Origin of the sequence: Lelliottia sp. RWM.1 (assembly GCF_016859735.1) — a bacterium.
Taxonomy (GTDB): Bacteria; Pseudomonadota; Gammaproteobacteria; order Enterobacterales; family Enterobacteriaceae; genus Enterobacter.
The window spans coordinates 46,168-68,257 of the sequence record NZ_WLVC01000025.1; the positions used below are offsets into that span (position 1 = coordinate 46,168).

Here is a 22,090-nt window from a genome sequence, read left to right on the forward strand (position 1 = left end):
GAGAACACAATGCGACTGGTGATTATCGGCAATGGCATGGCAGCTACGCGACTGATTACATCGCTGAGCGAGAAGGCTCCCGGTCGCTTCACTATCACTGTTGTTGGTGATGAGCCGGAGCATGCGTACAACCGCATCCAGCTCTCTCCGGTGCTGGGTGGGGAAAAACAGGCCGCGGCCATTCAACTGTACGATGACGCGTGGTATCGCGCCCGGGGTGTCACGGTGTTGAGGGGGGAAAAAGTGGCTGCCGTAGAGGTGGCGAGCGGTGAGGTTCGCACCGCGAACCGTGTACTGCAGTGGGATGAACTGGTCTTTGCGACGGGGTCTGTGCCATTTGTCCCGCCCATACCCGGCGGTGAGTCTTCACATGTTTTCCCTTTTCGCACGCTGGGTGATGCCAACGCCATTATGGCAATCGCTGGTCCGGCTGTGGTGCTGGGTGGGGGCGTGCTCGGTATTGAGGCCGCCGCTGCACTGGCGCGAAATTGTGACAACGTCACGCTGGTGCATCGCGGAACGTGGCTGATGGAACAGCAGTTGGATCAGCAGGCAGGACGCTTGCTGGAAGAGGCTCTGGCTGAACGCGGTATCTGTTGCGAACTGGCATCCGGGATCGCGGAGATTGGTACGGATTCGGTCACGCTTATCAATGGTCGCCGGGTTGACGCGACGCGCGTGGTGCTGGCAACCGGTGTTGTGCCCAACATCCATCTGGCGAAGGACTGCGGATTGCAGTGTGCCAAAGGCATCGTGGTGAACCACTTGATGCAAACCTCATTGCCACATATCAGTGCCATCGGTGAGTGCTGCGAGATTGATGGCCAGACATTTGGCCTGGTCGCTCCTTGTCTGGTGCAGGCCGACAACCTGGCCGCCCGGCTGGCTGGCGATGTGCCCACGGCATTTATGCCTGGCGACAGCGGGATGCGCCTCAAGGTGACGGGTATTGAGCTGTTCAGCGCTGGGGGCGTATCGGTGCAGCCAGGCGATGCGGTCTGGCATTCATGGGATCCGTTAACCCGCCACTATCGTCGATTATTGATCCGCCACGGCATGCTGGCGGGTGTGCAGTTGATGGGGGATTGCCGCAGTGCCGCGACGTTCACCGATTTACTGGCAACGCCTGTTCCCGCACATGTGGACTGGCTTTTCGATCGTTTCACTACGCAACCACAGGTTGCAGGACAGAACGCTATGACAAAACCTACTCTGGTGGTGGTTGGACACGGTATGGTCAGCCATCATTTCCTCGAAGATTGCGTGAACCGCAATTTGCATCAGCAATACCAGATTATTGTCTTCGGTGAAGAGCGCTATGCCGCCTATGACCGTGTTCATCTTTCAGAATATTTTGGCGGACGTAGTGCTGATTCGCTCTCTCTGGTGCAGGGCGATTTCTTTGCAGACAACGGTATTGAACTCCGTTTGTCGCAACAGGTAGTGGCTATAGATCGTGACGCGCATGTCGTGCGTACAGCCAGTGGACACGAAACCCACTGGGATAAGCTGGTGCTGGCAACCGGTTCTTATCCCTTTGTTCCTCCTGTTCCTGGGCGTGAACTGGCAGGGTGTTTTGTTTACCGCACTCTCGACGATTTGGATCACATTGCGGCGCACGCAGAGAATGCCCGGCGCGGCGTGGTGATTGGTGGCGGGTTACTGGGGCTTGAAGCCGCAAACGCACTGAAACAGCTGGGTCTGGAAACGCATGTTGTGGAATTTGCGCCGAACCTGATGGCGGTCCAGCTCGACAATGATGGCGCGGCGATGCTGCGTAAAAAGATAGAGGCGCTGGGTGTGGGGGTTCACACCAGTAAAGCCACTACGGAGATTGCTGCTACAGATACAGGGCTGGCGCTACGTTTTGCCGACGGCGAACAACTCGATACCGATATGGTGGTCTTTTCCGCCGGGATCCGCCCGCAGGATGCGCTGGCGCGTAGTGGTGGACTGGCCGTTGGCGAGCGCGGCGGGATCTGCATTGATGCGCACTGCCGGACCTCTGATAAGAATGTGTTTGCCATCGGGGAGTGTGCGCTCTGGGAAGGCAAAGTTTACGGTCTGGTCGCTCCCGGATACCAGATGGCGCGTGTCGCGGCAGCACAACTGGCGGGAGACGATAAGATGTTTGCCGGGGCGGATATGAGCACCAAACTGAAGCTACTGGGTGTGGATGTTGCCTCATTTGGTGATGCACATGGCCGCACACCAGGGGCATTAAGTTACCAATGGACACACGGGCCGCAGCAAATCTACAAAAAGATTGTGGTTAGCCACGACAGTAAAACGTTGCTGGGTGGGGTGCTGGTGGGGGATGCGGGTGAATATGCCACGCTGTTACAGATGATGCTGAATGGTATTAGCCTGCCCAAAGAGCCTGAAACGCTGATTTTACCCGCCGTGGCAGGCAATGCGCCAAAAGCGCCTGGAGTGGCAGCCCTGCCGGAAAGTGCGCAGATCTGTTCCTGCCATAATGTCAGCAAAGGTGATATCTGCCAGGCGGTGAGTACCGGTGCTACGGATATGGGCGCGATTAAACAGTGCACCAGAGCCGCGACCGGCTGCGGGGGGTGTAGCGCGCTGGTCAAACAGGTGATGGAATACCAGCTAGCGGAACAGGGTGTGGAAGTGAAAAAGGATATCTGCGAACACTTCCCGTATTCACGGCAGGAAATTTATCACCTGGTGCGTGTTAATCACATTCATACCTTTGACCAGCTTATCAGCCGCTACGGAAAGGGACACGGATGTGAGATTTGTAAGCCGCTGGTGGGGTCGGTACTGGCCTCCTGCTGGAACGAATATTTACTGAAACCGGCACTCCTGCCGTTACAGGACACAAACGATCGCTATTTCGCTAACATCCAGAAAGATGGAACCTATTCCATTGTGCCGCGTATGCCCGCAGGTGAAGTTACCGCCGACGGGCTGATTGCCATCGGTCAGATTGCCAAACGTTATCAACTGTACAGCAAAATCACCGGGGGGCAGCGTATCGATCTGTTTGGTGCAACCCTTGAGCAACTGCCGGAGATCTGGCAGGCGCTGGTGGAAGCGGGATTCGAAACCGGACACGCCTACGGTAAGTCACTGCGCACGGTGAAGTCCTGCGTTGGCTCCACGTGGTGTCGGTATGGCGTGCAGAACTCCACCGGACTCGCCGTCACGCTGGAGCATCGTTATAAAGGATTGCGCGCGCCGCACAAAATCAAAATGGCTGTCTCCGGGTGTACCCGCGAATGCGCAGAAGCGCAGAGTAAAGATGTCGGGGTCATTGCAACCGATAAAGGCTGGAACCTCTATTTATGCGGAAACGGGGGGATGAAACCTCGACATGCCGATCTCTTTGCCAGCGATCTGGACGAGGCAACGCTGCTGCGTACTGTCGATCGCTTCCTGATGTTCTATATCCGTACCGCCGATCGCCTGCAACGTACCAGTACCTGGATGGACAACTTGGAAGGTGGGCTCGATTATCTGCGCGAGGTGATCCTTGATGACAGCCTGGGTATTGCTCACGAGCTGGAGCAGGAAATGGCACGGGTTGTCGAGACCTATCAATGTGAGTGGCAGACGACCCTGAACGATCCTGATCGTCTGGCGTTGTTCCGTTCTGAGGTCAACAGCACGCAGACGGATGACAAACGCTGGCAGGAGATTTGCGCCATCGACGAAATCCCTGAACAGGCGGGGATTGGCGCACGGCTGGGACGTAAACACATCGCGCTGTTCCGTTTTGGTAAAGCGGTTTATGCCCTTGACGACCAGGAGCCGGGCAGCAGCGCAAATGTTCTTTCGCGCGGTATCCTGGGGGATGCGGGCGGTGAGCCAGTTGTGATCTCTCCGTTGTATAAGCAGCGCATTCGTCTGCGTGACGGACGTCAGTTCGAAAATGGTGAACCTGCCGTTCGCGCCTGGCCGGTGAAAATTGAAAACGGCAAAGTCTGGGTTGGCAATGAAGAACTGGTCATGCGGGCGGAGGCATCATGAATGAAACGCGTACAACGTGTCCTTATTGTGGTGTTGGCTGCGGAGTGGTTGTAAGACGAGAGAACGGAAACGTCAGCGTGCGGGGAGATGAAACGCATCCGGCTAACTACGGAAGGCTCTGCGTTAAAGGCTCGGCATTGGGTGAAACAACCGGTTTGCAGGGCCGACTTCTGCGCCCGAGGGTGGATGACCACGATGTTACCTGGTCCCGGGCGCTGAGTGTTGCCGGGGAGCGATTGCAGGCGATCATTGAGAGGTGGGGACCGCAGGCGGTGGCGTTTTATGCTTCCGGGCAGCTATTAACCGAGGACTATTACGCGGCAAATAAGCTGATGAAGGGATTTATCGGCGCAGCCAACATCGACACTAACTCGCGGCTCTGTATGTCATCGGCGGTGACAGGTTATAAGCGGGCGTTTGGCGAAGACATTGTTCCGTGCAGCTATGACGATGTGGAAAACAGCGATCTGGTGGTGCTGGTGGGTTCGAATGCCGCCTGGACGCATCCGGTTCTGTTTCAGCGTCTGGTAAAGGCGCGTCAGGACAATCCCGATATGAAAGTGGTGGTGATTGACCCGCGAAAAACGGCGACCTGTGATATCGCGGATCTCCATCTGGCACTGATGCCGGGCAGTGATGCCGGGCTGTTTGTTGGTTTGCTAAATGCCATTCAGGGCGATACGACCTGGAGCATTGACCGCGTGGCGGATTTTTGTGGCCTGTCGGTCGGCGAGGTGGGGACATTTTACGACTGGTTTATCACCGCTCCGCGCGCGATAACGCTCTATACCATGGGGATCAATCAGTCCACCAGCGGCAGTGACAAGTGCAATGCCATTATCAATGTGCATCTGGCCAGTGGGAAAATTGCCCGGCAGGGCTGTGGGCCTTTTTCGCTAACCGGGCAGCCAAATGCGATGGGGGGACGCGAAGTTGGCGGGCTGGCGAACCAGCTTGCGGCCCATATGGGGTTTGAACCGGACGATCTTGCGCGAGTGGCCCGTTTCTGGGGGACGGAGCGGCTGGCGCAGACGCCAGGGTTAATGGCAGTGGAACTCTTTGATGCGATTGCCCGTGGCGAGGTTAAGGCTGTATGGATTATGGGGACGAATCCCGCCGTGTCCCTTCCTGACAGCCACGCAGTTTGTCAGGCGCTGGCGGCATGTCCCCTGGTGGTTGTTTCGGAAGTGATGAGCGAAACGGATACCAGCCGCTTTGCTCATATTCGCTTTCCGGCACTGGGCTGGGGCGAGAAAAACGGCACAGTGACGAACTCTGAGCGCCGTATCTCGCGCCAGCGTGCATTTTTACCTGCACCAGGGGAGGCAAAACCCGACTGGTGGATCATCGCACAGGTGGCAAAAGCACTGGGATACGGCGAGGCGTTTGCATGGACGCACCCGCAGGAAATTTTTTGTGAGCATGCGGCACTTTCGGCATTTGAAAATGACGGATCACGGGCGTTTAACCTCCGCGAACTTGCCTCGCTGACCCGCGAACAGTGGGATAACCTGACACCGTATCAGTGGCCGACGGGGGATATGCCGTATCGAAAAATTGTGCCGGTGGAGCCGCAGAAGCACAGTGCCAGGGTTGATGCCCTCTATCCACTGTTACTCAACACCGGTCGTGTCCGCGATCAGTGGCATACCATGACCCGCACAGGCTATGTTGCCAGACTGATGCAGCATATCGACGAACCTCTGGTCGAGATCTCGCCCGGCGATGCGCGTCGTTTTATGCTGATGGACGGGCAACTGGCTCGGCTTAGTTCCCCACGTGGGGTGATGGTCGCCAGAGTGCGAATACTCCAGGGCCAGCGGGAGGGGGAATTATTTGTGCCCATGCACTGGAACAATCAGTTCGCTCGCCAGGGTAAAGTCAATGTGCTGGTGGAAGGGCGCTGCGATCCGCTCTCTGGCCAGCCGGAGAGTAAACAAACCGCCATCCGGATCATGCCCTGGCAACCTGGCTGGCAGGGGGAGCTTTACGCGCGGGACCTGCCTGAAGTGCCACCTTCGGCTTGCTGGTGGCGTAAAGCGGCGCAGGGTGTGCAGCATTTAACGGTGGCAGGAGATAAATCTCTGCTGGAAGACATCATGGCACACTGCCGTGTCCAGGAGTGGCAACTTCAGCTTGCCCACAGCGGCGATCGTAACAGTGTTCTGGCCTGGCACAACGGAGAATTGATGCTGGGGTACTGGGAAGACAACACATTGCCGGAGTTGGCCCATACTTTTGTTGAAGAGGCCTTTCATACTGCGCCTGCGGAACTTGCCGCGCGCCATGCATTACTGAACGGACAACGTCCGGGTGAGCAGGTTGGGCAGGGGCGTATTATCTGTAGCTGTTTTAGCATTGGCGAAAGGGCAATCAATGAGGCGATCGCCGAAGGGTGTGATTCCGCTGCGGCATTGGGGGCGAAACTGCGGTGCGGGACTAATTGTGGCTCTTGTGTTCCTGAGCTGAAGGCATTGATAAGCGCAAGGGGGTAAATGTCTTTGGGGGCGAGTCGCTTTTCAGAGTTCAGGTTTTTCCTGAAATTTCTGTTAAGGCTGCAATTACTTCCTGAACACGCTAAGGTAGTAAAAGGTATATTTCAAAATACAGGTTCCTTTTCCAGACGTTGATGGTTGTTTCTTCCCGCATTCGCCCGCTGTGTTTACTCTTCCTTGTCTCGGCCGGGCCTGTTTTCGGCACGCCGAATTCCTTTGTGCAACAGGCGCAAAATCCATTTGATAACGATGGCGATGGTTTACCTGACCTGGGGCTGGCAAAGCCTACAGCCGACGGTGAAAAACATCTCGCAGAAGTGGCTAAAGCGTTTGGTGAAGCCAGCATGGTCGATAATGGCCTCACCACCGGTGAGCAGGCGCGTCAGTTTGCTTTTGGTCAGGTGCGGGATGCGCTCAGCGGTGAGGTGAACCAGCAGATTGAATCCTGGCTCTCGCCATGGGGCAATGCCAGTGTCGACTTGCTGGTGGATGAGAATGGCGAATTCACAGGCAGCAGTGGCCGTTGGTTTGTGCCCTGGCAAGACAATAACCGCTATCTGAGCTGGAGTCAGTTGGGGCTTACCCAGCAAACCGACGGTCTGGTAAGCAATGCGGGCATTGGACAACGCTGGCTGGCCGGGAAATGGTTACTGGGCTACAACACTTTTTATGACAACCTGCTTGATGAAAATCTCCAGCGGGCAGGGTTGGGGGCAGAGGCCTGGGGCGAAAACTTACGTTTATCGGCAAATTACTATCAGCCATTTGTCAGTTGGCGAAACCGTTCCGATGTGCAGGAGCAACGCATGGCGCGCGGATACGATCTTACCGCAAAAGCCTGGCTGCCCTGGTTTCATCACCTGAATACCAGCGTCAGCTTCGAGCAGTATTTTGGCGATAGTGTGGATCTGTTTAACAGCGGGACGGGTTATCACAATCCGATGGCGGTGAACCTTGGACTCAACTACACGCCAGTACCGCTGCTAACGTTCTCAGCGGCGCATAAGCAAGGGGAAAGCGGCGTAAGCCAGAATAATCTGGGCATGAAGCTCAACTATCGTTTCGGCGTTCCGCTTGAGAAACAGCTTTCCGCGAGCGAAGTGGCGATCACACGCTCGTTACGGGGAAGTCGGTATGACTCTCCTGAACGGGATAACCTCCCCGTGATGGAGTTCCGTCAGCGTAAAACGTTGTCAGTTTATCTGGCGACGCCGCCCTGGGATCTCAAAGGGGGGGAAACGGTAATACTGAAATTACAGGTCCGCAGTACACACGGTATCCGCCAATTACACTGGCAGGGAGACACGCAGGCCCTGAGCCTGACATCGCCCGCAAAACAGAGCAGCGAAGAAGGCTGGAGCGTGATTATGCCTGCCTGGGATGGGCAAGAAGGAGCAAGTAATCGCTGGCGGTTGTCTGTCGTGGTCGAAGATGAAGACGGGCAGCGTGTCTCTTCCAATGAGATCACGCTAACGGTTGTGCCACCGTTGATCGCGTTGCCCAACGACGATCCTCGGTGGAAGCTGCTGCCGGAAGAATGAGATTAAAAAATACGTTCCTGATGAACCCACACCGCGGCTTCAACCCGTGATTTCAACTTCATTTTCTTCAACATATGCTTCACATGGACTTTGACCGTACTTTCGGTGATATCCAGGCGACGGGCGATCATTTTGTTCGGCAGACCCTGCGCAATCAGCTTCAGGATATCGCGTTCACGCGGGGTTAACTGGCTGACGTCGCGGTCAGACGTGGCACGGTTGGCGCGCAAACTCGCAGCCAGCACGGGCGTTAACGCTTCACTCCGCACCATTTCGCCTGCCGCAGCTTGTTGCAGCGCCTTAAGCAGATCTTCTGGCTCCATATCTTTCAGCAGATAGCCGTCAGCCCCGCGTTTTAGCGCCGTCACCACGTCTTCTTCATGGTTGGAAACGCTGAAGACCACCACGCGGCCTGATAGCGATTTTTCCCGCAGTTTATCGAGCGTTTCGAGTCCGTTCATGCCGGGCATATTGAGATCGAGCAAGATCAAATCAGGATCGAGTGATTCGGCAAGTTCAATACCCTGTTCGCCGTTGCTGGCTTCGCCCACAACGGTGATATCCTGCGCCATGCTGACAAGCTGTTTGACACCCGTGCGCAGCATTGGATGGTCGTCGATCAACAGGATGGTTGCCGGTTCCTGATTAGTCATGGTTTTCTCCTTGAGCAGTTATTTGAGGCTTTTCGGGAATAAAGGTGACCACTACTTCAGTGCCACCAGACTCTCCCCGGCGAACCTGGCAATCACCGCGCAGGCTTTGTGCGCGGTCTCGCATGATAATTAAACCATAGTGGTTACTTCTCTCGGCATTTTCCGGCACGCCGCAGCCGTTGTCCTGAACCGTAAGTTTCACCTGGTTAGCGTGATGACTGACAGTTACGGTTACTGCGGTTGCATCGGCGTGTTTGAGTGCGTTACTCAGCGCTTCACGGGCAATTTGCAGTAAATGAATGGCCTGATGGGAAGGAACAAAACGCGGCGGAAGCTGATAATCGAGCTTCACCGGGAACCCCAGTCGGGCGCTAAATTCACGGCAGCTGGCTTCGAGAGCGGGACGCAAACCCGGTTCAGTCAGCTGCAAACGGAAGGTAGTCAGTAATTCGCGAAGCTGTACCCACGAGGTGTTGAGTTCGTTGCGGATCTGGCTCAGCAATTGCTTGCTGCTGTCCGGCATACCGTCGTCCTGCATTTGCAGACAGCTGATCTGCATTTTCATACAGGAGAGGGACTGAGCGATGGAATCATGGAGTTCGCGGGCGATGGTGGCGCGTTCTTCCATCACGATCAGCTGTTGTTGTTTTTCCTGGTGACGATCGAGAGCCAGCGTGGCCGTCAGTTGTTCAACCAGCGTATCGACCAGCTGTTGTTGATCGTGGCTCAGATGACGGCCATTAGGCAGCGTCGCCAGAAGAATGCCGTATTGTGTATGGCTGTCTGTCAGGCGCCATTTAAGCGTTGTGCCGCTGTTGTTCATCGGTGGTAAACCGCGAGGGCAAAGATGGCAGCCTTTGTCGTCGCATGACATATCCGACTGACAGGTGAATTCCTGATGATTTTCCTCATCTTCAACGTCATAGACACGCAATTCCAGGTCGTGCAGGAGCGTCAGATTTTGCAAACCATTCAATACCGGGGAGAGGCGCTCACAGAGAGGAACCTGCATGTGCAGCCGACGATTAGCTTGCCACAGGAAAGAGAGGATTTCGTTTTTCTGCTCCAGACCGGCGGTTTTTTCCTGTACACGTTGTTCCAGTACGGCGTAGCTCTCAGCCAGCTCAGCAGACATGTCATTCAGCGCCTGGCCGAGCATGGCCATTTCGTTACGACCGCTGATGCGAGCACGTTTTGTGAAGTCTCGATGGGTGACAGCGCGGGCTACCGCCAACAGTTGTTTCCACGGATTGAGCAAGCGCTTGCGTAGCCAGATGATGGTGAAAACCAACAGCAGCCCCATGAAGATGGCCATGGCCCGATGCAACAAAACAACCTGCTCGATACGCATCTCAGTGGTATGGTCAAACGAGGAGACAAGGTCATCGATGCGCGCCACAAAACGGGCAACGTCGGTCGCGACTGTGTCCGGTGATTTTGCCTGACGCAGGCCGGGTTCAAGCTGGCTGTGCCAGTATTCCTGTAAGGCTTTTAGCTGCGCCTGCAGCCCGTCACGGTTGGCGGCAAAGGCCAGCTCAGAACTGAACGCGGTTCGCTCCATTTCATCCAGAAGGGGTTGATCTTCTGCGGTGAGCGGAATGGCGGCGAGCAGACGATAACTCTGCATGCGTAGTGAGCCTGCCTCGTTAATGGCATGTGCGCTACCCTGTACGCCCTGGACCAGCCGACCGGAAATAGCCATGCCTGCCACACCGATGGCGGTGGAGAGCAAAACGATTAACGCTAACTGGTTGACTAGCGTCAGCGGAGATAAACATCTTTTTAACATAGGGTTGCCGGGCTCCTGACGTGGCCTGCTTGCAGGAATGGCGCTATTCTCGTGCATACCCTGGAGTATACCCATACCAATAAAGGATTACCTCTAAATTGCCAAAGAGGTACGGGGTTGTGGAAGGGGGAGATGCTGACGCCTCAGCACCGTGAAAAACCACACCTTTTTTGCCGAAAAACCCTACCCACTAAGAGTAATGATCTTTTTTTGACCGCGGATCCTCCACCTTTTCCTTTGATTTATATCAACTTACCTCTGCCCTAAAACCCTAATGTTTGCAGCATCATTCAAGAATCAGAGGTGTCTATGAGTCACTCATCCGCTCCCGAAAGGGAAGACGGTGCTGTCATTACCGAATGGCGTCCGGAAGATCCGGCGTTCTGGCAACAGCGCGGTCATCGTGTAGCAAGTCGTAATCTGTGGATTTCAGTTCCGTGCCTGATGTTGGCATTTTGTGTATGGATGTTGTTTAGTGCAGTGGCAGTAAACCTGCCGAAAGTGGGCTTTACGTTTACCACCGATCAGCTGTTTATGTTGACCGCCTTACCGGCATTGTCCGGTGCGTTGCTGCGTGTGCCCTATGCCTTTATGGTTCCCCTGTTTGGGGGGCGTCGCTGGACGGCTTTCAGCACCGGGATCATGATTATCCCGTGCGTATGGCTGGGTTTTGCGGTGCAGGACACCTCGACACCCTTTAGCGTGTTTGTGATTATTTCCCTGCTGTGTGGCTTTGCGGGGGCAAACTTTGCCTCCAGCATGGCGAATATCAGCTTCTTCTTCCCGAAAGCGAAGCAAGGTGGCGCGCTGGGTATTAACGGCGGTCTGGGGAACATGGGCGTCAGCGTCATGCAGTTGATTGCCCCGTTGGCTATCTCCGTTTCTATTTTTGCCGTATTTGGCGGAACCGGTGTCGCACAGCCTGATGGCTCCTGGCTGTACCTGCAAAATGCGGCCTGGATTTGGGTTCCGTTCCTGATCGTACTGACGCTTGCCTCCTGGTTCTTTATGAATGACCTGTCGGCGTCAAAAGCGTCGCTGAGCGAGCAACTGCCAGTCCTGAAGCGTGGACATCTGTGGGTGATGGCGTTGTTATACCTCGCGACGTTTGGTTCATTTATCGGATTCTCTGCGGGCTTTGCGATGCTGTCGAAGACCCAGTTCCCGGAAGTGCAGATCCTGCATTACGCGTTCTTCGGTCCGTTCATTGGCGCACTGGCGCGTTCCACTGGCGGCATGATTTCTGACCGACTGGGCGGAACGCGTGTCACGCTGGTGAACTTTGTGGTCATGGCTATCTTCTGCGCGCTGCTGTTCCTGACGCTGCCGACGAACGGGCAGGGCGGAAACTTTGTGGCGTTCTTCGCGGTGTTTATGGTGCTGTTCCTGACGGCCGGACTGGGGAGCGCGTCTACCTTCCAGATGATCTCCCTGATCTTCCGCAAGCTCACGATGGACCGGGTAAAAGCGCAGGGCGGCACAGAAGAGCAGGCAATGCGCGAGGCTGCAACTGATACCGCAGCGGCGCTGGGCTTTATCTCTGCGATTGGGGCTATCGGCGGGTTCTTTATTCCTAAGGCCTTTGGCATCTCGCTCGACCTGACGGGTTCTCCGGCAGGTGCGATGAAAATATTCCTCGTATTCTATATCGCCTGTGTGGTGATCACGTGGCTGGTATACGGACGTAATTCCAAGAAAAACAAGTAAGTTTGATTATCCGTTTGCGCGGCCTTAGGGCCGCGCTTTTTTTTGCTATGGCAGCATCTCTTTTGTTATCGCCTTACCGGCCTGAAGACCTGGCTGGTGGTATGCTTCCCACTGCTCCTCATCGAAGAATTGATCGCCCGTCGTTTGCTGAGGGAAATCCGGGGGGTGGCTTGCATAACAGGTTGTATCAAGCCCCATATTCGCCAGGCGATGCGGTTTAACGATAATCAGTTTGCCGGGCCTGGCCTTCTCCGTTGCTGTTTTGGGGGAGTGAATTCTGGCTTCAATGAGAGGCAAGTCTGTTTCCCCTTTTTTCAACTGCGCTACCGATGTCCGTCTGCCTGTGATGGCCGGGGAAAACAGTATCGAAATCCCGTAATCAATTCGCGCCTTGCGCACCAGGTTGTCCAGATCGTCGAAGATAAATTCCGGGTCCGCGCCACAGTCAGCAACCACGATGGTTTTTACCCGGCGCTTTAAGAGCGGATAAACGGCTGTATTTTCAAAATGACCGCCATCAGAGAGATACCAGTACTGGCTATTTTTCCCAGGGAAACGGGCAAACATTTCAGCGAACAGTGCGGCAAGCGGATCTTTTGGGGCCGGGGATTTAACCAGGTTGGGCGACCAATACCCCAGCCTGCCACCAATCAGGAAAAGCAGAAACGCCAGCCCCGGAGAGGTGCGTGACCCCATACCGGTTGCCGCTGCTGCCCCCGAAATAGCGACCCAGTGCGAAAGTGTGGGACCCTGCGACCGGTTTTGATAGGGAAGGCCTTTGCGTACCGGTTTCCGCCCCAAACGCGCTAACGGTTAAAGCGATGCCTTTGCGGTCGGCATCATAGTTGCGGCTACGGTCATCAACGGTCTGATTAATACAGCAGGTCATAAGGTGGATCGGTCCCTGAAATAAATGGGGCTGGTATTTTCCAAAAGTAATATCGTCACCCGGTAACGGGTTGGTCACCTTTTTAATATGATCAAGTTTACCGCTGAAAGTACTGAGAAGCGGATCTAATGCCTGATATAAACGTCCCAGCATTGCCCCGACATATCCCCCACCCGACACGGTCGAAAGATAATCAAACTTTCGCAGAAGTTCCTTTTTTGCCAGTGCGCGAATCAAACCGAGGTTAAATACGGCACTGCGGATCCCTCCGCCGGATAACGCTAATCCAATTGTGTCAGTACCTGTGCTTTGAGGGAGATCTAAATCCGCTCGTCGGGCGTTGATGGCGTTTATTTCATCGTGTTCATTCGGGTCAGTCTGCGCTTCTGGATCACTCATTTTTATGCCCTTACGCGTCGGGAACAGGGTGAGATAAACAGACTCTAGACGAATAATAAAAAAATGAGACTCATACGCGGTTCTTACGGACAAACAAACGCCTACCACTTAATAACTAATCATTGTGTGGTTTTACCCTTTGCGGTGTTGATTTTATAAAAAAACCATAAAAAACAAATTGTTAAAAAATAAAAAATCCTACTTCTTTGGTGGTATTTTGCGTTTTTCCTGCCTGAAGCATCCCGGTTGCCCTTGATCGTTATCAATTATCGCCATCTTTCATAGCGTTACCTTCGCTGCAAATCAGCAATGTCGATTTAGAGAGCCACAGGCTCCACACAGGAGATACCCGATGAGCAAATTTCTGGACCGGTTTCGCTACTTCAAGCAGAAGGGCGAAACCTTTGCCGATGGGCACGGTCAGGTTCTGGAGACCAACCGGGACTGGGAGGATGGATACCGTCAACGTTGGCAGCATGACAAAGTCGTGCGTTCTACCCACGGTGTAAACTGCACCGGTTCATGTAGCTGGAAGATTTTCGTTAAAAATGGTCTGGTGACATGGGAAATGCAGCAGACCGATTATCCGCGCACACGCCCGGATATGCCAAACCATGAACCGCGTGGTTGTCCGCGTGGTGCGAGCTATTCCTGGTATCTGTACAGTGCAAACCGTCTGAAATATCCACTGATGCGCAAACGTCTGATGAAGATGTGGCGTGAAGCGAAAGTGCAGCACAGCGATCCGGTCGATGCCTGGGCTTCCATCATTGAAGATGCCGACAAAGCGAAAAGCTTTAAGCAAGCGCGTGGTCGGGGTGGTTTTGTCCGATCTTCCTGGCAGGAAGTGAATGAGCTGATTGCGGCCTCTAACGTCTATACCGTGAAAACGTACGGGCCGGATCGCGTGGCCGGGTTCTCGCCGATCCCGGCAATGTCGATGGTCTCTTACGCCTCTGGCGCACGTTATCTTTCTCTCATCGGGGGGACGTGCCTGAGTTTCTACGACTGGTACTGCGACTTACCGCCTGCGTCTCCTCAGACCTGGGGTGAGCAGACCGACGTTCCTGAATCTGCTGACTGGTACAATTCCAGCTACATCATTGCATGGGGTTCTAACGTTCCGCAGACCCGTACCCCGGACGCCCACTTCTTCACCGAAGTGCGTTACAAAGGGACCAAAACCGTTGCCGTCACGCCAGACTATGCCGAAATCGCAAAACTGTGCGACCTGTGGTTAGCCCCGAAACAGGGAACCGATGCGGCAATGGCGCTGGCGATGGGCCACGTTATGCTGCGCGAATTCCATCTGGATAAACCAAGCCAGTACTTCACAGATTATGTGCGTCGCTACACCGACATGCCTATGCTGGTCATGCTGGAAGAGCGAGACGGCTACTATGCGGCGGGGCGTATGCTGCGTGCCGCCGATCTGGTGGATGCTCTCGGCCAGGAAAATAACCCGGAATGGAAAACCGTTGCCTGTAACACCAGGGGTGACATGGTTGCACCGAACGGTTCTATTGGTTTCCGTTGGGGTGAAAAGGGCAAGTGGAATCTTGAGCAACGTGATGGTACGTCCGGAGAAGAGACGGAACTGCGTCTCAGCATGCTGGGCAGCCAGGATGAGATTGCTGAAGTGGGCTTCCCGTTCTTCGGGGGCGATGGCACTGAGCACTTCAATAAGGTCCAACTGCAAAACGTCCTGATGCACAAACTGCCGGTGAAGCGCCTGCAACTGGCGGACGGGTCGACCGCGCTGGTAACCACTGTTTACGACCTCACCATGGCAAACTACGGCCTGGAACGCGGTCTGAACGATGAAAACTGCGCCACCAGCTACGATGACATCAAAGCCTATACCCCGGCCTGGGCAGAGAAAATTACCGGTGTGCCGCGCGCAAATATCACCCGTATCGCCCGTGAGTTTGCGGAAAATGCCGACAAGACGCACGGCCGTTCGATGATCATCGTCGGTGCAGGTCTGAACCACTGGTATCACCTTGATATGAACTACCGTGGTCTGATCAACATGCTGGTCTTCTGCGGTTGTGTCGGCCAAAGTGGTGGCGGTTGGGCGCACTACGTGGGGCAGGAAAAACTGCGCCCGCAAACGGGCTGGCAGCCACTGGCGTTTGGCCTCGACTGGCAGCGCCCGGCACGTCACATGAACAGTACCTCTTACTTCTATAACCACTCCAGCCAGTGGCGTTACGAAACCGTCACCGCGCAAGAGCTGCTGTCACCGATGGCGGACAAATCCCGCTACAGTGGGCATCTGATTGACTTCAACGTACGTGCTGAACGTATGGGCTGGCTGCCGTCTGCGCCACAACTGGGAACAAACCCGCTGCGCATTGCCGAAGCGGCGAAGAAAGCCGGAATGAACCCGGTAGATTACACCGTCAAATCCCTGAAAGAGGGGTCGATTCGCTTCGCGGCGGAACAGCCTGAAAACGGGAAAAACCACCCACGCAACTTGTTCATCTGGCGCTCTAATCTGCTGGGCTCTTCCGGTAAAGGTCACGAGTACATGCTGAAGTACCTGCTGGGTACGGAACACGGTATTCAGGGAAAAGATCTGGGTAAACAAGGTGGCGTGAAGCCGGAAGAGGTGGAATGGAAGGACAATGGTCTCGACGGCAAGCTGGATCTGGTTGTCACCCTGGACTTCCGTCTTTCCAGCACCTGTCTGTATTCCGACATCGTGCTGCCGACTGCCACCTGGTACGAAAAAGACGACATGAATACCTCGGATATGCATCCGTTTATTCATCCCTTGTCTGCTGCGGTTGACCCTGCATGGGAATCCAAAAGTGACTGGGATATCTACAAAGGTATCGCGAAGAAATTCTCTGAAGTGTGTGTCAGGCATCTGGGCGTTGAAACCGATGTGGTGACGCTACCCATTCAGCATGACTCTGCGGCTGAACTGGCGCAACCACTGGATGTGAAGGACTGGAAAAAAGGTGAATGTGACCTGATCCCAGGAAAAACTGCACCGCACATTATTCCGGTGGAACGTGACTATCCGGCGACCTATGAGCGCTTTACCTCTATCGGCCCGTTGATGGAGAAAATCGGTAACGGCGGTAAAGGTATTGCCTGGAATACCCAGAGCGAAATGGACCTGCTGCGTAAGCTCAATTACACCAAAGCCGAGGGGCCAGCCAAAGGTCAGCCGATGCTGAATACGGCGATTGATGCGGCAGAGATGATTCTGACGCTGGCGCCGGAAACCAACGGTCAGGTGGCGGTGAAAGCCTGGGCTGCATTGAGTGAGTTTACGGGGCGCGACCATACGCATCTGGCGCTGAATAAAGAAGACGAAAAAATTCGTTTCCGCGATATTCAGGCGCAACCGCGCAAAATCATCTCCAGCCCGACCTGGTCAGGACTTGAAGATGAGCATGTTTCTTATAACGCCGGTTACACCAACGTTCACGAGCTGATCCCATGGCGTACCCTGACGGGCCGTCAGTCGCTGTATCAGGATCACCCGTGGATGCGTGATTTCGGTGAGAGCCTGCTGGTTTACCGTCCACCGATTGATACCCGCTCGGTGAAAGAAGTGATGGGCGAAAAATCTAACGGCAACCCGGAAAAAGCGCTCAACTTCCTGACACCGCACCAGAAATGGGGGATCCACTCTACCTACAGCGACAACCTGCTGATGCTGACGCTGGGTCGTGGTGGTCCGATTGTGTGGATGAGCGAAGCCGACGCGAAAGAGCTGGATATCGTGGATAACGACTGGATTGAAGTGTTCAACAGCAATGGTGCACTGACTGCCCGTGCCGTTGTCAGCCAGCGTGTTCCGGCCGGGATGACCATGATGTATCACGCGCAGGAACGCATCGTTAACCTGCCGGGTTCAGAGATCACCGAACAGCGCGGCGGTATTCATAACTCCGTCACCCGTATTACACCGAAACCTACCCACATGATTGGCGGTTATGCCCAGTTGGCGTATGGCTTTAACTACTACGGTACGGTCGGCTCCAACCGCGATGAGTTCGTGGTCGTGCGTAAGATGAAGAATATTAACTGGTTAGATGGCGAAGGTAATGACCAGGTACAGGAGAGCGTAAAATGAAAATTCGTTCACAAGTCGGCATGGTGCTGAATCTGGATAAATGCATCGGCTGTCATACCTGCTCAGTCACCTGTAAAAACGTCTGGACCAGCCGTGAAGGGGCGGAATACGCGTGGTTTAACAACGTTGAAACCAAACCTGGTACGGGTTTCCCGACCAACTGGGAAGACCAGGAGAAATGGAAGGGCGGCTGGATCCGCAAGATCAATGGCAAAATCCAGCCGCGTATGGGTAACCGTGCATTGCTGCTGGGTAAAATCTTCGCTAACCCGCATTTACCGGGCATCGATGATTACTACGAGCCGTTTGATTTCGACTATCAGAACCTGCATAGCGCGCCAGAGAGCAAGCATCAGCCTATCGCACGTCCGCGCTCGCTGATCACCGGCCAGCGTATGGCGAAGATTGAAAAAGGACCAAACTGGGAAGACGACCTGGGGGGGGAGTTCGAAAAATTGTCGAAAGACAAGAACTTCGAAAACATGCAGAAGGCAATGTACGGTCAGTTCGAAAACACCTTCATGATGTATTTGCCACGTCTGTGTGAGCACTGCCTGAACCCGGCCTGTGTCGCGACTTGCCCAAGCGGCGCGATTTACAAGCGTGAAGAAGATGGCATCGTGTTGATCGACCAGGACAAGTGCCGTGGCTGGCGGATGTGTATTACGGGCTGTCCGTACAAAAAAATCTACTTTAACTGGAAGAGCGGGAAATCCGAGAAGTGCATCTTCTGTTATCCACGCATTGAAGCCGGTATGCCAACCGTGTGCTCTGAAAGCTGCGTAGGCCGTATTCGTTATCTTGGCGTATTGCTGTATGACGCGGATGCCATCGAGAATGCGGCAAGCACTGAACATGAGAAAGATCTCTATCAGCGCCAACTGGATGTGTTCCTCGATCCGAACGATCCAAAAATCATTGAACAGGCGCTGAAAGACGGCGTGCCGCAGAGTGTTATTGACGCGGCGCAGCAATCACCGGTGTACAAAATGGCGATGGACTGGAAGCTGGCGCTGCCGCTGCACCCTGAATATCGCACGTTGCCGATGGTTTGGTATGTGCCGCCTCTGTCACCGATTCAGTCCGCAGCTGATGCGGGTGAACTGGGCAGTAACGGTATTCTGCCCGATGTGGAAAGCCTGCGTATTCCGGTTCAGTACCTGGCGAACCTGCTGACCGCAGGTGATACACAGCCGGTACTGCTGGCGCTGAAACGTATGCTGGCGATGCGCCACTTTAAACGTGCAGAAACCGTTGAGGGCGTGATCGACACACGAGCACTGGAAGAGGTGGGGTTGACTGAAGCGCAGGCACAGGAAATGTATCGTTACCTGGCCATTGCTAACTACGAAGATCGTTTCGTTGTACCGAGCAGTCACCGTGAATTAGCGCGCGAAGCCTTCCCGGAGAAAAGCGGCTGTGGCTTTACCTTCGGTGATGGTTGTCACGGTTCAGATACTAAATTCAACCTGTTCAACAGCCGTCGTATTGATGCGATGGACGTCACCAGCAAAACGGAGCCGCACCAATGATTGAACTCGTCATTGTTTCGCGTCTGCTCGAGTACCCGGATGCTGCCCTCTGGCAGCATCAGCAGGAACTCTTCGATGCACTCGCGTCGTCTGAAAACCTGGATAAAGAGGATGCCCAGCGACTGGGCGTTTTCCTGCGCGATTTGCTCGCGCAGGATCTTCTGGATGCACAGTCTGACTATAGCCAATTGTTTGACCGTGGCCGTGCAACATCGCTGCTGCTGTTCGAACATGTTCATGGCGAATCCCGCGACCGTGGACAGGCGATGGTCGACCTGCTGGCGCAGTATGAAGCGCACGGGTTGCAGCTCGACAGCCGTGAGCTGCCGGATCATCTGCCGCTTTATCTGGAGTATCTGGCGCAGTTACCAAAAGAAGAAGCACTTGGTGGTTTGCAGGATATTGCACCGATTCTGGCGCTGCTTAGCGCGCGTCTGCAACAGCGTGAGAGTCGCTATGCGGCGCTCTTTGACCTGCTGGTGAAGCTGGCGGATTCCGCAATCGACAGCAGTAAAGTGGCGGAAAAAATTGCCGATGAAGCCCGGGATGATACGCCCCAGGCGCTGGATGCTGTCTGGGAAGAAGAGCAGGTGAAATTCTTCGCAGACCAGAACTGCGGTGAGTCTGAAATCTCCGCTCACCAGCGTCGCTTTGCCGGTGCAGTGGCTCCGCAATATTTGAATATCTCCAACGGAGGACAGCAATAATGCACTTCCTGAATATGTTCTTCTTTGATATCTATCCGTACATTGCGGGGTCGGTATTCCTGATTGGTAGCTGGCTGCGTTACGATTACGGCCAGTATACCTGGCGTGCGGGCTCCAGCCAGATGCTGGACCGTAAAGGGATGAATCTGGCTTCTAACCTGTTTCATATCGGGATCCTGGGTATTTTTGCCGGTCACTTCCTCGGTATGCTGACGCCGCACTGGATGTACGAATCCTTCCTGCCGATTGAAGTGAAGCAGAAGATGGCGATGTTTGCGGGGGGCGCGAGTGGCGTGATGTGTCTGGTGGGCGGTTTACTGCTGCTGAAACGCCGTCTTTTTAGCCCGCGTGTGCGAGCCACAACAACGGGGGCCGATATTCTGATCCTGTCCCTGTTAATGGTGCAATGCGCCCTGGGCCTGCTGACGATTCCGTTCTCTGCACAACATATGGATGGCAGCGAAATGATGAAACTGGTTGGCTGGGCGCAGTCTGTCGTGACTTTCCACGGCGGTGCATCAGCACATCTGGATGGTGTTGCCTTCATCTTCCGTATCCACCTGGTGCTGGGGATGACACTGTTTCTGCTGTTCCCATTCTCTCGCCTGGTGCACATCTGGAGCGCGCCGGTTGAGTACCTGACGCGCAAATATCAGATTGTGCGTGCGCGTCGTTAATTCACGCCAGGTTTTATCCTAACCCCGCCTTCGCGGGGTTTTTTTTCACCCCAGCCCAGATTGTTACCCGCCGCTGCAACCAAAATAAGCACGCCGCCCGCCAACTGAGGCGCGGTAAGGGTATGACCGAATACGAGGTTATCGACAATAATGGCGACCAGCGGATAGATAAACGACAGCGAACCGATAACAGGCGTAGGGAGTTTCTGAATGGCGCTATAGAGCAGTTGATACATTATGCCGGTGTGCACAATGCCTAACGTTAATAAGATCGACCAGGGGAAGTCTCGGGTAAATACGGGCAGATGCGCCATCGGCAAAAGTATTACTACCCCCGTCAGAACCTGAATAAAAGCGATATGCTGAGGGGCGATAGTTTTTAATTTACGCGTGATCATCGCGGTTAGCGCATAAAAGAACGCGGCTCCCAACGCCAGACTGATACCTGCCAGCAAACCATCGTCATATTTACCCGTCAGTTCACTGGAGAGCAGGATGATAACACCGCCGAAGGCGAGGAATAACCAGCTCCATTTTACCAGACTGACGCGTTCTCCCATCAATACACCCATCAGTACCAGCATAAACGGCTGCGTGTTATAGACCACGGTAGATAGCCCAATAGAGATCTGCCCATAGGCGGCAAACAGTAGTAACCAGTTAACGACCAATGCCACGCCACCAAGAGTGGCGAGACCCAGGGTGACTGTTGTTATGGGGCTAAAGGGGGATTTACTGAACCGGATAAAAAGAAACAGCGCAACTGCGCCGATTAAGCAGCGCCAGAACACCACTTCTGTGACCGGTAAACCGGAGAGTAAAACAAAAGCCCCTATCGAACCGGAAATAAGCATCGCCAGGCTCATTTGCCAGACGCCTTTCTGAATATCACGCATCATACACCTCCTGAATAATGCTTCTATTGTCGAAAATGCCCATTTGTTTTTACAGAGGTGATGTAAGGTAGTATCCGTCTTTTACTTTTATATATTAGGTGAATGCAATGGATTACCTTCTTGATGACATCGATCGACAGATTCTGGCCTGCCTGGTAGAGGATGCCCGTATGTCGCTGAAAGTGTTAAGCAGCCGGGTTGGTCTGACTTCACCCAGTACAGCGGAACGCCTGAAAAGACTGGAAGAGCGGGGCGTGATACAAGGTTATAGCGCGCAAGTTAACCTTACGGCACTGGGCTATACCTTGCAGGCGTTGGTGCGTGTGCGGCCGTTGCCTGGACTATTACATAAAGTAGATAGATATATTCAGGCGATGCCTGAGTGTATTGAAAGTGACAAAGTGACTGGAGAGGATTGCTTTGTAATCAGGTTGGTTGTTCGTTCAATTGAGCAGCTTGATATGTTGCTGGATGGGCTGGCAGAGCATGCGCAATGCAATACGTCGATTGTGAAGAGTTCACCCGTAAAGCGCAGGTTGCCGCCGATGTAACCGCTTGTTGTACTGTTGGGTTTGTATGGAATATTGCCGGGCCTTGATGGGAAAAGAGAGACGAATGTCGAAGCTTCTCATCCTTCCCTGCATTGGGGAAACATGGGACACAGTGCAATGAATTGATATAGAGCGATTTAGAAGTGATGGTGGTGGGGGAAGGAT

Annotated in this window: 14 protein-coding genes; 9 read left to right on the forward strand and 5 right to left on the reverse strand. The window is 54.3% G+C overall.

The window, feature by feature from the left end; all coding sequences use genetic code 11:
* Positions 1-9: 9 nt before the first annotated feature.
* From nirB to GF617_RS17145, 3 genes are all read left to right on the forward strand, one after another.
* Positions 10-3,993 carry a nitrite reductase large subunit NirB gene (gene nirB, locus GF617_RS17135; protein WP_203452144.1) on the forward strand — a complete coding sequence of 1,328 codons (3,984 nt, stop codon included), beginning with the start codon at positions 10-12 and terminating at the stop codon, positions 3,991-3,993.
* Complete coding sequence (locus tag GF617_RS17140; protein WP_203452145.1) at positions 3,990-6,488, forward strand: nitrate reductase; 2,499 nt, start codon at positions 3,990-3,992, stop codon at positions 6,486-6,488. Before nirB ends, GF617_RS17140 begins: the two co-directional genes overlap by 4 nt.
* Positions 6,489-6,622: 134 nt before the next feature.
* Complete coding sequence (locus tag GF617_RS17145) at positions 6,623-8,029, forward strand: YchO/YchP family invasin (protein WP_203452146.1); 1,407 nt, start codon at positions 6,623-6,625, stop codon at positions 8,027-8,029.
* Positions 8,030-8,031: 2 nt separating this feature from the next.
* On the opposite strand, the gene narL is transcribed toward GF617_RS17145, so the two are convergent.
* Together narL and narX are read right to left on the reverse strand one after the other, a co-directional pair.
* Entirely contained in the window at positions 8,032-8,682 is a 651-nt protein-coding gene (gene narL, locus GF617_RS17150; protein ID WP_203452147.1) for a two-component system response regulator NarL, read from the reverse strand.
* Complete coding sequence (gene narX / locus GF617_RS17155) at positions 8,675-10,471, reverse strand: nitrate/nitrite two-component system sensor histidine kinase NarX (RefSeq protein ID WP_203452148.1); 1,797 nt, start codon at positions 10,469-10,471, stop codon at positions 8,675-8,677. The genes narL and narX overlap by 8 nt, the downstream gene beginning before the upstream one ends.
* A 309-nt stretch (positions 10,472-10,780) precedes the next feature.
* Here narX and GF617_RS17160 point away from each other — a divergent pair, with 309 nt between their 5' ends.
* Positions 10,781-12,178: a NarK family nitrate/nitrite MFS transporter gene (locus GF617_RS17160; RefSeq protein WP_181619699.1), complete on the forward strand. Its 1,398-nt coding sequence runs from the start codon at positions 10,781-10,783 to the stop codon at positions 12,176-12,178.
* 45 nt (positions 12,179-12,223) lie between these two features.
* On the opposite strand, the gene GF617_RS17165 is transcribed toward GF617_RS17160, so the two are convergent.
* Positions 12,224-12,874: a hypothetical protein gene (locus GF617_RS17165; RefSeq protein WP_203452149.1), complete on the reverse strand. Its 651-nt coding sequence runs from the start codon at positions 12,872-12,874 to the stop codon at positions 12,224-12,226.
* The gene (locus GF617_RS17170) at positions 12,789-13,466 is read right to left on the reverse strand and encodes a patatin-like phospholipase family protein (RefSeq protein ID WP_181619697.1); all 678 of its coding nucleotides are present in this window, start codon (positions 13,464-13,466) and stop codon (positions 12,789-12,791) included. Before GF617_RS17170 ends, GF617_RS17165 begins: the two co-directional genes overlap by 86 nt.
* Positions 13,467-13,818: 352 nt before the next feature.
* On the opposite strand from GF617_RS17170, the gene GF617_RS17175 reads away from it, so the two are divergent.
* From GF617_RS17175 to narI, 4 genes are read left to right on the forward strand one after another with little or no spacing between them, the layout of a single operon-like run.
* The gene (locus tag GF617_RS17175; protein ID WP_203452150.1) at positions 13,819-17,562 is read left to right on the forward strand and encodes a nitrate reductase subunit alpha; all 3,744 of its coding nucleotides are present in this window, start codon (positions 13,819-13,821) and stop codon (positions 17,560-17,562) included.
* Positions 17,559-19,094, forward strand: coding sequence for a nitrate reductase subunit beta (gene narH, locus GF617_RS17180; protein ID WP_181619695.1), 1,536 nt, complete (start codon positions 17,559-17,561; stop codon positions 19,092-19,094). Before GF617_RS17175 ends, narH begins: the two co-directional genes overlap by 4 nt.
* Positions 19,091-19,801: a nitrate reductase molybdenum cofactor assembly chaperone gene (narJ, locus tag GF617_RS17185; protein ID WP_181619694.1), complete on the forward strand. Its 711-nt coding sequence runs from the start codon at positions 19,091-19,093 to the stop codon at positions 19,799-19,801. The genes narH and narJ overlap by 4 nt, the downstream gene beginning before the upstream one ends.
* On the forward strand, positions 19,801-20,478 hold the full coding sequence (gene narI / locus GF617_RS17190) for a respiratory nitrate reductase subunit gamma (protein ID WP_181619693.1): 678 nt from the start codon (positions 19,801-19,803) through the stop codon (positions 20,476-20,478). Before narJ ends, narI begins: the two co-directional genes overlap by 1 nt.
* Here the strand turns inward: narI and GF617_RS17195 are convergent.
* Entirely contained in the window at positions 20,475-21,374 is a 900-nt protein-coding gene (locus tag GF617_RS17195; RefSeq protein ID WP_181623770.1) for a DMT family transporter, read from the reverse strand. The genes narI and GF617_RS17195 overlap by 4 nt on opposite strands.
* Before the next feature lie 107 nt (positions 21,375-21,481).
* On the opposite strand from GF617_RS17195, the gene GF617_RS17200 reads away from it, so the two are divergent.
* Positions 21,482-21,925 (forward strand): Lrp/AsnC family transcriptional regulator, encoded by a 444-nt coding sequence (locus GF617_RS17200; protein WP_181619692.1) that lies wholly within the window; start codon positions 21,482-21,484, stop codon positions 21,923-21,925.
* Positions 21,926-22,090 lie beyond the last annotated feature (165 nt).